Consider the following 12,331-nt stretch of genomic DNA (forward strand, 5'->3'; position numbering starts at 1 on the left):
CATGGCACGGATCCAGCTCGACCTCGCCACCCATCTCGTCCGGCTCGACAGCGAGACCGACTTTGCCGGCTGGCGCGACGCGGCGCGCCGGCTGGCGACGAACGACATCGCGCCGGAGGATATCGCTTGGCAGGTCGTGCTCGAGGATGACTTTCGCGGCGATGATTTGCCGACTGCCAAGCCTGAAGCGCGGTTGGTCGTGCCGCGCGACTTCGTCGAGCGGGCCGAGACCGTCATCTGCCATTGCGACCCCGAGCGCTTCGGCCTTCTCTACCGACTGCTTTGGCGACTGCGTTCCGAGCCGAAGCTGCTTTCGATCGCTTCCGACCCGGATATCCGGCGGCTGGAGGCGATGGAAAAGGCGGTCGGCCGCGACATCCACAAGATGCGCGCCTTCGTGCGCTTCCGGAAGATCGGCGAGGGTGAGGACGATCGCTATGTCGCCTGGTTCGAGCCGGAGCATTTCATAGTCGAGCGCAATGCCGATTTCTTCGCGCGCCGCTACACCGGCATGCGCTGGACGATTCTCACCCCGCACGCTTCGGCCGACTGGGATGGGGAACGTCTGGCGATCGGCCCCGGCGCCGGCAAGCGCGATGCGCCGGCCGAGGACGACGCCGAAACCCTGTGGCGGACCTATTTCGAAAACATCTTCAACCCGGCGCGGCTCAAGGTGAAGGCGATGCAGAAGGAGATGCCTAAGAAATATTGGCGGAACCTTCCCGAGGCCTCGCTCATTCCAGACCTGATAGCAGGAGCGGACAAAGCCGCGTCAGCCATGATCGCCCGTATGCCCAGCACGCCAGCACCGCACCACGCCAAGGTCCAGGCCAAGCACTGGCCGACGCCCGCGCCTGCCGACGCGAATGAATCTGATGGCGCCGAGACGATCCCGGAACTGCGCGCATTGGCGAAAGGCTGCCATCGCTGCCCGCTCTGGCGCGACGCCACGCAGACCGTGTTCGGCGAAGGACCGGAGAGTGCCGATGTGATCTTCGTCGGCGAGCAACCCGGTGACCAAGAGGACCTTGCCGGAAAGCCGTTCGTCGGCCCGGCGGGCAAGGTGTTCGACGCTATCCTGGACGACGCCGCGATCGACCGCCGCAAGGTCTATGTGACCAATGCGGTGAAGCATTTCAAATTCGAGCCGCGCGGAAAAAGGCGCATCCATTCGAAGCCGAATGCCGGTGAAATCCAGGCCTGCCGCTGGTGGCTGGACAAGGAACTCGACCTCATCGAGCCGAACCTCGTGGTGGCGCTCGGCGCAACGGCCGCGCAGTCACTGCTCGGCAAGGCGGTCCCGATCACCAAGATGCGCGGCGAGGTGGTCGAACGCGAGGACGGGTTGCGCGTGTTCCTCACCATCCATCCGTCTTTCATCCTGCGTATCCGCGAGCCGGAGGACAAGGAGGCCGAGCGGGAGCGGTTTTTGGATGATATGCGGAAGGTGAAGGAGTTGATGGCTGCGTGATAGCGCGCTTCCAGTCGCTTCGCTTCTCTTCAATCACTCATGCAATACCGACTAAGCGGCGACCCATCTGCGCTGCCCCTCATTGCCCTGCCGGGCATTTCTCCCCGTATAGTGACGGGGAGAAAGGGCTGTCGCGCAGCGCTTCGCTAATCGCCGGCGTAGCGCGGCCTTCGCCTTCTCCCCGTTCACGGGAGAAGGTGCCCGAAGGGCGGATGAGGGGCAGCGCCGACGCTCGTTAAAGCGTCTGACGTGATTCAGGATTCCCATTGAGGTGGTTGCATGATTCATTGCGGTTCGAAGGAGAACCGCGATGGGCAAGCCGTTAGCGATGGCGTTGCGTGAGCGTGTTGCTGCGTATGTCGATGAGGGTCATGGACATCGGGAGGCGGCCCGGCATTTTCGTGTTTCGCCTCGGTTCGTGAACGAACTGATGAAGCTGCGGCGGGCGACTGGTTCGCTGGAGCCGCGCCGCCAGGGCCATGCGCCGGGCTTTGGCAAGCTTGCGCCGCACGCCAGCTTTGTGCGGGAGCGAATGGCGCAAGCCGGCGAACTGACGCTGGACGAACTGTGCGTCGAGCTGGAAGGCCGCGGTGTCGTCGTCCACCGCTCCAATGTCGGCCGTCTGCTGCACCGTCTCGGGCTCAGCCATAAAAAAAACGCTGCAGGCCAGCGAGCAGGAACGTCCCGACATCCGTAAGGCGCGCGAACTGTGGACCGCGCGGCGCAAGCGCTTCTTCGCCAAGGCCTTGCCGCGCCTCATCTTCATCGACGAGACGTCCACCAACACCAGGCTGACCAAGCGCACCGGCTGGTCGCCCAAGGGCAAGCGCTACAGGACGCACGCTCCCTTCGGCAAATGGCACACGCAGACCTTCATCGCCGGTCTGCGCTGCCACGGCATGGTCGCGCCGTGGATCGTCGACGCGCCGATGAACGCCCGGCGCTTCGAGACCTGGATCGAGACGCAACTGGCGCCCGAGCTTCAGCACGGCGACATCGTCATCCTCGACAATGTCGGCTTCCACAAAAGCGAGCGGGCGGCCGAACTGGTGCGCCGGCGCGGCGCGTGGCTGCTGTTCCTGCCGCCATACTCCCCCGACCTCAACCCGATCGAGATGGCCTTCTCAAAACTCAAAGCCTTGCTACGCAAAAAGGCAGCTCGAACCTTCAAGGCTCTCTGCGACGCCCTCGCCGACATCTGTGACCTGTTTGACCCCACACAGTGCAGAAACTTCTTCAAAGCTGCCGGATATGAGGCAAATTAAACGCGACACGCTTTAGACGACACGGCGCCGTCGTCTAACGAACCAGAATGGCCCTTAAATCATTCACATTCGTGCCCGTCGGCCCAGGCACGAACAAATCTCCAACCGCAGTGAACGCCGTCCAGGCGTTGTTGCCGGCGAGCATCGCCTTGGCGTCGATGCCGGCCGCACGCATGCGCGCCACGGTCGAGCCATCGGCGAAAGCCCCGGCGTTGTTTTCCGAGCCGTCGATGCCGTCGGTGTCGGCGGCCAACGCGTGGATACCGTTCACGCCATCGATGCCGATGGCGAAGGCGAGCAGGAATTCGGAGTTGCGGCCGCCCTTACCTTTTGCCCGCAAGGTCACCGTCGTCTCGCCGCCAGAGAGGATCAGTACCGGCTTGCTGAAGGGCCGGTTGCGGGCCGCCACTTCGCGGGCAATCGCGGCGTGGACGCCGCCGACTTCGCGCGCCTCGCCTTCGATGGCGTCCGACAGGATGACAGCCTCGATGCCTTGCCTTTTTGCCTCGGCAGCGGCGGCTTCAAGCGAGACGCCGGCCGAGGCGGTCAGATGCACTTCATTGCCGGCGAAGCGACGATCGTCGGGACGCGGCGCATCCGCCGCCGGCGAATTGATATGCGCCATGACGGAAGCCGGTAGCTTCATGCCATAGGCAGCGATCGAAGCCAGCGCGTCGGCGCGGCTGCCGGTGTCAGGAACGGTCGGTCCCGAGGCGACCAGCGCCGGATTGTCGCCGGGAATGTCGGAGACGACCAGCGACACCACGCGCGCCGGATGCGCCGCGGCGGCAAGGCGGCCACCCTTGATGGTAGAGACATGCTTTCGGATGGTGTTCATCGCCGATATCGGCGCGCCGGAGGCAAGCAGCGCCTCGTTGACGGCGATCTCGTCGGCCAAGGTCAGACCGGGCGCCGGCGACGGCAGCAGCGCCGAGCCGCCACCGGAAATCAGCGCCACCACCAGATCGTCGGCTGTCAGACCCTGTACTTTCTCCAGCAAGCGGCGCGAGGCTTCGAGGCCGGCGGCATCCGGCACCGGATGCGCCGCCTCGATGATCTCGATGCGCTCGCATCTGGCGCCATAGCCGTAGCGAGTGACGACCAACCCATCGATCGGTCCGTCCCAGACCTTCTCGAAGGCCGCCGCCATCTGCGCCGAGCCTTTGCCGGCGCCGATGACGATGGTGCGGCCCTTGGGCTTTGCCGGCAAATGATTGCGGATCGTCTTTTCCGGATCGGCAGCGGCGACGGCGGCGTTGAAGATCGAAATGAGGAACGATTTAGGATCGGTCATTTTTCTTCCGGCGGCAGCACGAGCCCGTTGGCATCGATGTTCAGATACGCGCAGAGCGCATCGACCACGACGCCATGGTCCTCGCGCTCGGGCAGGCCCGAGACAGCGATGACGCCGATCACGCCGGCGCCCTTGACGGTGACCGGAAAGCCGCCGCCGGCCAGCACATAGTCGGCGATATCCAACCCTTCGCCTACCTTGAAGGTGCGGTCCGGCCGCTGCTGCTCCAGCACAAGACGATAAGTGCTTCTGAGATAGCGCTTCACGACATTGATCTTGCGCCGTGCCCAATCGGGATTGGAGGCATTCGAGCCCGGCATCGCCGCGTAAAACAGCGGCCGGTCCCACAGCCTGATGTCGACGATAATCGGCAGGTTTTCCTTCAGCGCCCGATCCCGGATCGCCGAGCCAATCTCGAAGGCCACGGCCTCGTCGAAGGCCGAAAAGACCAGCGTCGCTTCCTGTGTCTTGATCAGAGCGATGTCGTCGGCGGCAGGCATAGCGTTCCCCTGTCAAATGTCGACGCACGCTTTGGCCGATGGCTGACGCGGGGTCAAGCGAAGAGCGCCCTTTATCTATGCGACAATCGCGCTCTTCGCCGGCCGGCCCGCCACATAGACCTCGCGCACGGCGCGGTCGTCGCCCAGCGTCTGCAGCAGGAAAAGCTCTTCCGCCAGCGTCTCCACCGTCTCCATCCTCAGCCGCATTGCCGGCGTGGCATGGGCGTCGAGCACGACGATGTCGGCGTCGGTGCCTTCATCCAGCGTGCCGACCTTGTCTGCCACCGACAGCGCCTCGGCATTGCCGCGCGTCAGTTGCCAGAAGGATTGGAACGGGTTGAGCTTCTCGCCGTTCAGCGCGATCACCTTGTAGCCTTCGTCCATGGTGCGCAGCATCGAATAATTGGTGCCGCCGCCGACGTCGGTGGCGGCCGCGATCCTGAGCGGCTTCTCGCGGCGGCGGAAGCGCTGGTAGTCGAACAGGCCCGAGCCGAGGAAAAGGTTCGAGGTCGGGCAGAACACCGCCACCGAGCCCGACCGCGACAGCGCGTCCGCCTCACGCTCGGAAAGATGGATGCAGTGGCCGAACAGGCTCTTTTGGCCGAGCAGGCCGTAACGCTCATAGACGTCGGTATAATCGCGCGACCAGGGATAGAGCTCCTGGGTGAAGGCGATCTCGGCGTGGTTTTCCGACAGATGCGTCTGCATGTGGAGATCGGGATATTCGCGGCAGAGCGCGCCGGCCATCTCCATCTGCTCGGGCGTGGACGTGATGGCGAAACGCGGTGTGACGGCATAGAGCTGGCGGCCCTTGCCGTGCCATTCGGTGATCAGCGCCTTGGTATCGTCATAACCGGTCCGCGGCGTGTCGAGCACGCCTTCCGGCGCGTTGCGGTCCATCATCACCTTGCCGGCGATGTTGAGCATGTTGCGCTCATGCGACTCGGCAAAGAAGGCTTCAGCCGAAGCCTTGTGCACCGAGCAATAGGCAGCGACCGTCGTCGTGCCCTGGCGCAGCATCTCGTCGAGGAACAGCCTGGCGATGCGGCGCCCGTGCTGCGCGTTCTGGAATTTCGACTCTTCGGGAAACGTGTATTTGTTCAGCCAATCGAGCAGTTCGGCGCCGTAGGAGGCGATGATCTGCATCTGCGGCACATGGACGTGGGCGTCGAGGAAACCCGGCAGGATGAGGTGCGGGCGATGGTCGATCGTCTCGACACCGGCACCGGCCTTCTTCAGGACGTCCGCATAGGAACCGGCGGCAATGATCTTGCCGTTGTCGATCAGCAGCCCGCCATCCTCCTCGTAACGCCAGGCGGAATGGTCATCGACCGTGTCAGGCCAACGCAGGAAGGACAGCGTGCGGCCGCGCAGAAGGTTTGAGGTCATGCTTACTTTCCGGCCCCTTCGAACCAGGCGACCAGCAGGGCGCGTTCCTGGTCGGTGATCTGGGTGACGTTGGCGGGCGGCATGGCATGCGCCCGGCCGGCCTGGATGTAAATCTCGCGGGCATGCTCGGCGATGCGCTCATCGGTGTCGAGCAGCACGCCCTTCGGCGCATGGTAGATGCCTTCATACGCCGGCTCTTCCGTATGGCACATGGAGCAGCGGCCAAGCACGGTGTCGCGCACCGCCGGGAAATGCGCCGAGGCGATGTAGACCTGGGCGGCGGCCGACGCGGCGGAAGCCTTCGGCTCGCCGGTCAGCACCTTCGGCACTGTCGACAGCCAGATGATGATCATGAACAGCACCGCCGCGCCCAGCCACGTCCAGTGCGGGTTGCCCTTCCTGGCATGCACCGTGTTGAAATAGTGCCGGATCAAGACGCCGATGATGAAGACCAGCGAGGCGATGACCCAGTTGAACTCGGTGCCGAAGGCCAGCGGATAGTGGTTCGACAGCATCAGGAACAGGACCGGCAAGGTCAGGTAGTTGTTGTGCAGCGAGCGCTGCTTGGCGATCTTGCCGTATTTCGGGTCCGGCTTGCGGCCGGCGATCAGGTCGGCGACGACGATCTTCTGGTTGGGGATGATGACCATGAAGACGTTGGCCGACATGATCGTGGCGGTGATGGCGCCGAGATGTAGGAAGGCGGCGCGGCCGGTGAACAGATGCGTCAGTCCCCAGGCGATGAACACCAATACGCCGTAGAGCACCAGCATCAGCCCGGTGTCGCTATTGCCGAGCGGCGAGCGGCAGAGCAGATCATAGACGATCCAGCCGACGCCGATCGTTGCCAACGACAGCAGGATGCCGACCGGCACCGAGACGTTGAGCACATTCGGGTCGATGAGGAACAGGTTGGCGCCACCATAATAGACGAGGCAGAGCATGGCGAAGCCCGACATCCAGGTGGCGTAGGATTCCCATTTGAACCAGGTGAGATGCTCCGGCATTTCGGCCGGCGCCACGAGGTATTTCTGGATGTGGTAGAAGCCGCCGCCATGCACCTGCCATTCCTCACCGAAGGCGCCGGCCGGCAGGCCGGGACGCTGGCGCAGGCCGAGATCGAGCGCGACGAAATAGAAGGACGAGCCGATCCAGGCGATGCCGGTAATGACATGCAGCCAGCGGACGGCGAAGCTCAGCCAGTCCCAGAAAATCGCGAAATCCATCATTGTGTCGCCCCTGGGAGATCGCCCCTGCCGATGAGAGCGACTTTACGGTCTGCCGCGCAGACGAAAAGAGGCGAGGTACGCGATGACTTTCAAAAAAAAATGGAAAATAGTACGCTTGCTCAAGATGTGCTGAGATTCAGGTCAGGCCGAGCCGAAAATGACGGGTTTCGAGAACCGGCCTACGCCGGCCGTAGCCTTCATAGGGCGGAGACGCTTATGAGGGCTTCGGCCGGCGAAGGCCGGAGCGGAACGTACTTCAGGTACGTGAGCACCGGAAGCGCAGGAACCCGGCGTTTGCAGGCTGGCATCACCTGAATATCGACGCATCTGGACGCAGCCGTTTGAGAGCCACGTGACCCGCCATGGCCTATCTCGACAACATCGCCGTCTTCGTGCGCGTCGTGGAGCTCGGCAATCTGTCGGCCGCGGGACGCGATATGCGCCTGTCACCGGCGGTTGCCTCGAACCGCATCAAGGAACTGGAGAAGCATCTTGGCGTGCGGCTCTTCAACCGCACGACAAGGCAGTTGATGCCGACGGAGCACGGCACGGTGTTCTATACCGGCGCCAAGCAGGTGCTGGATGCGATCACCGAGGCGGAGGCTGCGGTGGCGGCGCTTTCGGGCCAGCCGCGCGGCACGATCCGAGTTATGGCACCGCTCGGCCTCGGCCGACGGCTGATCGCCTCCGGCATCCCCGACTTCCACGACAAATATCCCGATATCGAGGTGCGGCTGAGGCTCTCCGACCACAATGTCGACATCATGAAGGAAGGCATCGACGTCGCCTTCCGGCTCGGCATCATCGAGGATTCCAGCCTGCGCATGCGCGGCGTCATGGAATGCGAACGCGTGCTGGTGGCGGCGCCGAAATATCTGGAAACACGCGGCGAGCCGCTGGAGCCACAGGAACTGGTCGGCAAGAAACATGACTGCCTGATGCTGCGCTACGCCGGCACGCGCGAATTCGTCTGGACGCTGCAGACGCCGAGCGGCGTGCAGAAATTCGAAGTGCACGGTCCCTACGACACCGACGACGGCGATGTGCTGACCGGCTGGGCGCTGTCGGGGCGCGGCATCATCAACAAGCCGCGTTTCGAGGTCGAACCTTTCATCCGCGACCAGCGGCTGAAAGTGATCCTGGCCAAGACGCCGCCGACGCCGGTGCAGCTTGCGGCCGTCTATCCGCACAAGAAACTGCAGGATCCGAAGGTGCGGTTGCTGCTCGACTTCATGGCCGAGCGCTGCCAGCGGCTGATCAAGGACATTCTGGCCGGCAAGTAGGTCGCTGGCCGGCACGTGGCAGGCTCGTGGCCCATCCGGGCCGGTTGTCTTGCGCGAGAGCCAGCCTAGGTTGGTAGCGACATCGCCGGCAGCCGATTGGGCACCACATGCATCTCGCCGTCTCGCTCGACATTGCTTCCGTCACGGGGCGGGCTGGCCTGACATTGGCAGAGATCGCCGGCTTCGTGCGTAAGGTCGAAGCGGCCGCTGTCGACATGGTCGCCATCTCCGACTCATGGCCAAGCGGCAAGCCGTCCACCAGCCCGTTCGAAGCGACCACGCTCATCGCCGCGCTGGCGACGGTGACCGAAAAGATCGGCCTCGTCGCCAGCGCCTCGACGCTCATGCACCAGCCCTACAATCTGGCGCGCCGTTTTGCTTCGCTGGACATCATCAGCCATGGCCGGGTCGGCTGGAACGCGACGATGCGGCAGAATCCGCGCGAGGCAGTGAATTTCAGCCGCCCGGAAGGTTTCTCCGACGCAGATTTTCGCCGTCGAGCGCAAGAATATATCGGCATTGTCCAGGGGCTGTGGCGCGGCTGGGACGCGGACGCCTTGCTGTTCGACAAGGCGGGCGGCCGGTTCCACGATCCCGGCAAGATGCATATGCTCGACCATAAGGGCGAGTTCTTCTCGGTGCGCGGGCCACTGAACATCGCCCGCTCGCCACAGGACACGCCGGTGCTGGTCATGTCCGGCCTTGTGGAAGCGGAGTTCGATTTCGCGGCCCGCTTCGCCGACGTCATCCTGCTCGGCGATGGTTCACCGGCGAACGTGAAGGCCGCTTGCGACGACTTGAAACCGCGCGCGATCGCCGCCGGACGCGAGCCGAAAGCGCTCAGGGTATTGGCTACTATCCTTCCTGGACCTCAACTCACGGCCGACAGGCTGGATGACTGGTTCGAAACGGAACCCTGCGACGGCCTCAACTTTACCTTGCCGGCCGATCTTTCGGCGCTCGACGACTTCGCCGATCGCATCCTGCCGAACCTTCGCCGCCGCGACCTCGCCCGCCCTGCCCGTACCGGCGCGACGCTGCGTGGCAATCTTGGGCTCGGCACGGGAGGCGAACGATGAGCGCGCGCCAGATGAAGCTAGGCCTGTTCCTGTGGGCGACCGGCCACCACATCGCCGCCTGGCGCCATCCGGACGCACATGTGACGGCTGGCATCGACATCGACCATTACATCGCGCTGGCGCGGACCGCCGAAGCGGGGAAGTTCGACATGGTGTTCTGCGAGGACGCCGCCGGCCTGCGCGAGGCCAATGTCAACATCGCCAGCCAGACCTCGCGTTCGATCGGCTTCGAGCCGATCAGCCTGCTTTCGGCACTGGCCGCGCGGACCGAGCGCATCGGCCTCGTATCGACCGCTTCGACCAGCTACAACGAGCCCTACGGGCTGGCGCGGACCTTCGCGTCGCTCGACAATCTGAGCGGCGGGCGCGCAGGGTGGAACCTCGTCACTTCGGCCAGCCCCATCGAAGCGGCGAATTTCGGCGCGACGGGTCTCAGGCCACATGCCGACCGTTATGCGCGGGCGCGCGAATTCGCCACCGTGATCACCGGCCTGTGGAACAGGCGCGCCGCCGGCCATGACGGGGAGAGCTTTTCGGTTCGTGATCCGCTCGACATACCGCCCTCGCCGCAAGGCGCGCCGGTGATGGTGCAGGCCGGCGCCTCCGACGACGGCAAGGATCTTGCCGCGCGCACCGCCGATGTCGTGTTCTCGGCGGCGCAGACTTTCGAGGAGGCCAAGGCCTTCTACGACGACCTCAAGGCTCGGCTCGCCGCCTACGGACGCCAGCCGGACGACGTGAAGATCATGCCCGGCGTGGCGCCGATCGTGGCGGCAACGAAAGCCGAGGCGCAGGCCAAATATGACGCGCTGCAGGAGCTGATTCCCGACGATGTCGGCGTGGCGCTGCTTTCCAGCTACCTCAGCATTTCCGATCTTGGGCGCTATCAGATTGACGGGCCGCTGCCCGAACTGCCGGAGAGCGAAGGCATGAAAAGCCGGCAAGCGCTGGTCATCGAGCAGGCGCGCCGCGACGGCCTGTCGATCCGCGAGCTGGCGCGCTATTTTGCCGGCGCTCGCGGCCATTGGCGGGTCGTCGGTACGGCTGCGCAAATTGCCGACGAATTGCAGGCGCGTTTCGAAGGCGGCGCAGCCGACGGCTTCAATGTCATGCCGTCCTGGTTTCCTGGCGAGCTCGACGCCTTCGCCACGATGGTGGTGCCGGAACTGCAGCGGCGCGGCCTGTTCCGCAAGGACTATGAAGGCCGCACGTTGCGCGAGCATCTCGGCCTTAAACGATCGGTTTAAGCCGCTTCGGCCCGCGAATCCATCAGGCGGGCCGTCCCGGACACCCTGATCGAGCTGCCCGGCGCCGACGGAATATCGGCATGGAGGCGTGAGCGCATGCCCATGTCCTCGCCCTGGACGATGTCGATCGCGCCGCCATGCGGCCAGCCGAGATCACGCAGATAGCCGGCAAAGGCAGCGGTCGCGGCACCCGTCGCCGGGTCCTCATAGACGCCGCCGGAGGCGAAGGGATTGCGCGTGTGGAAGCGGCGCGGCGCCTCGGCACAGGCGAGCAGGATAGTGACCAGGCCTTCGCGCCGCATGAAGGCCTGACCCTGTTTCAAGTCATAGGCCATGGCGGCCAATGCTTCGCGTGACTTGAGCGCCAGCACCAAGTGATCGGCGCCGCCATGGATCAGCGCCGGCGGAATGGCCGGGTCGAGATCGCCCGGCTGATAGCCGAACAGCGCCAAGGCCTCGCCGGCAAGTTCCGATGAAGCCGGCCGGCTGCGCGTCGGCGGCGACTGCAACGCGGCGGCGAAATTGGCGCCGGCGCGAAACCCTTCGACGGTGATGTCGGCCTGGTTGAGGGTGAGCCTGAAAATACCGTCGCCGAACTTTCTGACCAGCGCCGCGCCCAGCGCGATGGTGGCGTGGCCGCAAAACGGCACCTCCGACTCCGGCGAAAAATAGCGCACGCGCCAGCCATCGCCGGCGGGCGCCGCAAAGGCGGTTTCGGAAAAACCGACTTCGGCCGCGACGCGCTGCATGTCCGCGGTATCGGGCAGCGCCTCGCCGATCACCACGCCGGCGGGATTGCCGCCGGTGTTCCCATCCGAAAATGCCGCTATGCGCAATACGTCCATATCGTCGCCTCGTGTTCATCGCTCTTGTTCGTCAGGCGCGCAGAAAAACACGGTTCGGCCACGTTTGAGAAACGAAGAAAACGACGAGGAGCTGTGAGCGGGAGTCATACCTTCGGATAGGTGTCCTCGGCGGAACGAAACCCGGCCATCGCCGTTTTGCAAACCGACGGCCGCGCCGGCCGCCTCGATACCAATCCTCAGCAATCGACCCAGCGCGACAGGAGCCGACCATGGACGCCATCGTCACCAAGAACGACCTCAAATCCGATGCCAAAAAGGAATCGATCGACCTGCTCAACGCCCGGCTTGCCGACGCCATCGACCTGGCGCTGATCACCAAGCAGGCGCATTGGAACGTCAAGGGACCGCAGTTCATCGCCATCCACGAGATGCTCGACGAATTCCGCGAGGAGATCGACGGCCATGTCGACATCATCGCCGAGCGCGCCGCCCAGCTTGGTGGCACCGCGCACGGCACCTCGCAGGACGTGGCGAGGACGACGAAGTTGAAGCCCTATCCGACCGACATCCACAAAACAAAGGATCATCTGGCGGCGCTGATCGACCGCTATGCCGCGGCGGCCAAGCTGACCCGCGAGGCGATCGACGAGGCGGACGAGGCCGGCGACCGCGACACCGCCGACATCTTCACCGCCTATTCGCGCTCGCTCGACAAATTGCTGTGGTTCCTCGAAGCGCACACGCAGGAAAAAGAATAGCCAAGCCAGC

Annotated in this window: 12 protein-coding genes; 7 read left to right on the forward strand and 5 right to left on the reverse strand. The window is 64.3% G+C overall.

The genetic code is table 11. The features are described 5' to 3' along the window. Nucleotide 1 precedes the first annotated feature (1 nt). The 3 genes from DPM33_RS08705 to DPM33_RS08710 all read left to right on the forward strand — a co-directional run bounded on the left by DPM33_RS08705 (nucleotide 2) and on the right by DPM33_RS08710 (nucleotide 2,736). Nucleotides 2-1,471: a UdgX family uracil-DNA binding protein gene (locus tag DPM33_RS08705; protein ID WP_112096999.1), complete on the forward strand. Its 1,470-nt coding sequence runs from the start codon at nucleotides 2-4 to the stop codon at nucleotides 1,469-1,471. A gap of 310 nt (nucleotides 1,472-1,781) precedes the next feature. After that, nucleotides 1,782-2,168 (forward strand): transposase, encoded by a 387-nt coding sequence (locus DPM33_RS36880; RefSeq protein ID WP_245442054.1) that lies wholly within the window; start codon nucleotides 1,782-1,784, stop codon nucleotides 2,166-2,168. Continuing rightward, nucleotides 2,083-2,736: an IS630 family transposase gene (locus DPM33_RS08710; RefSeq protein ID WP_245442055.1), complete on the forward strand. Its 654-nt coding sequence runs from the start codon at nucleotides 2,083-2,085 to the stop codon at nucleotides 2,734-2,736. The genes DPM33_RS36880 and DPM33_RS08710 overlap by 86 nt, the downstream gene beginning before the upstream one ends. Before the next feature lie 34 nt (nucleotides 2,737-2,770). On the opposite strand, the gene DPM33_RS08715 is transcribed toward DPM33_RS08710, so the two are convergent. The 4 genes from DPM33_RS08715 to DPM33_RS08730 all read right to left on the reverse strand — a co-directional run bounded on the left by DPM33_RS08715 (nucleotide 2,771) and on the right by DPM33_RS08730 (nucleotide 7,148). Further along, nucleotides 2,771-4,030, reverse strand: coding sequence for a glycerate kinase type-2 family protein (locus tag DPM33_RS08715; RefSeq protein WP_112097000.1), 1,260 nt, complete (start codon nucleotides 4,028-4,030; stop codon nucleotides 2,771-2,773). Further along, the gene (locus DPM33_RS08720) at nucleotides 4,027-4,530 is read right to left on the reverse strand and encodes a heme-degrading domain-containing protein (protein ID WP_112097001.1); all 504 of its coding nucleotides are present in this window, start codon (nucleotides 4,528-4,530) and stop codon (nucleotides 4,027-4,029) included. The genes DPM33_RS08715 and DPM33_RS08720 overlap by 4 nt, the downstream gene beginning before the upstream one ends. 75 nt (nucleotides 4,531-4,605) lie before the next feature. Next, entirely contained in the window at nucleotides 4,606-5,919 is a 1,314-nt protein-coding gene (gene guaD / locus DPM33_RS08725; protein ID WP_112097002.1) for a guanine deaminase, read from the reverse strand. A 2-nt stretch (nucleotides 5,920-5,921) separates the two neighbouring features. Further along, nucleotides 5,922-7,148, reverse strand: coding sequence for a urate hydroxylase PuuD (locus DPM33_RS08730; RefSeq protein ID WP_112097003.1), 1,227 nt, complete (start codon nucleotides 7,146-7,148; stop codon nucleotides 5,922-5,924). A 362-nt stretch (nucleotides 7,149-7,510) separates the two neighbouring features. Between DPM33_RS08730 and DPM33_RS08735 the strand changes: the two genes are divergently transcribed. The 3 genes from DPM33_RS08735 to DPM33_RS08745 all read left to right on the forward strand — a co-directional run bounded on the left by DPM33_RS08735 (nucleotide 7,511) and on the right by DPM33_RS08745 (nucleotide 10,757). Further along, on the forward strand, nucleotides 7,511-8,431 hold the full coding sequence (locus DPM33_RS08735) for a LysR family transcriptional regulator (protein ID WP_112097004.1): 921 nt from the start codon (nucleotides 7,511-7,513) through the stop codon (nucleotides 8,429-8,431). 107 nt (nucleotides 8,432-8,538) lie between these two features. Next, entirely contained in the window at nucleotides 8,539-9,510 is a 972-nt protein-coding gene (locus tag DPM33_RS08740) for an LLM class flavin-dependent oxidoreductase (protein WP_112097005.1), read from the forward strand. Then, on the forward strand, nucleotides 9,507-10,757 hold the full coding sequence (locus DPM33_RS08745; protein ID WP_112097006.1) for an LLM class flavin-dependent oxidoreductase: 1,251 nt from the start codon (nucleotides 9,507-9,509) through the stop codon (nucleotides 10,755-10,757). Before DPM33_RS08740 ends, DPM33_RS08745 begins: the two co-directional genes overlap by 4 nt. Here the strand turns inward: DPM33_RS08745 and DPM33_RS08750 are convergent. Beyond that, nucleotides 10,754-11,602 (reverse strand): PhzF family phenazine biosynthesis protein, encoded by an 849-nt coding sequence (locus tag DPM33_RS08750; RefSeq protein ID WP_112097007.1) that lies wholly within the window; start codon nucleotides 11,600-11,602, stop codon nucleotides 10,754-10,756. The two genes, DPM33_RS08745 and DPM33_RS08750, sit on opposite strands and share 4 nt — an antisense overlap. A 230-nt stretch (nucleotides 11,603-11,832) precedes the next feature. Between DPM33_RS08750 and dps the strand changes: the two genes are divergently transcribed. Then, nucleotides 11,833-12,321, forward strand: a complete 489-nt coding sequence (dps, locus tag DPM33_RS08755; RefSeq protein ID WP_112097008.1) for a DNA starvation/stationary phase protection protein Dps — start codon at nucleotides 11,833-11,835, stop codon at nucleotides 12,319-12,321. The last annotated feature ends 10 nt before the right edge of the window (nucleotides 12,322-12,331 follow it).

It is taken from the genome of Mesorhizobium hawassense (assembly GCF_003289945.1).
Taxonomy (GTDB): Bacteria; Pseudomonadota; Alphaproteobacteria; order Rhizobiales; family Rhizobiaceae; genus Mesorhizobium; species Mesorhizobium hawassense.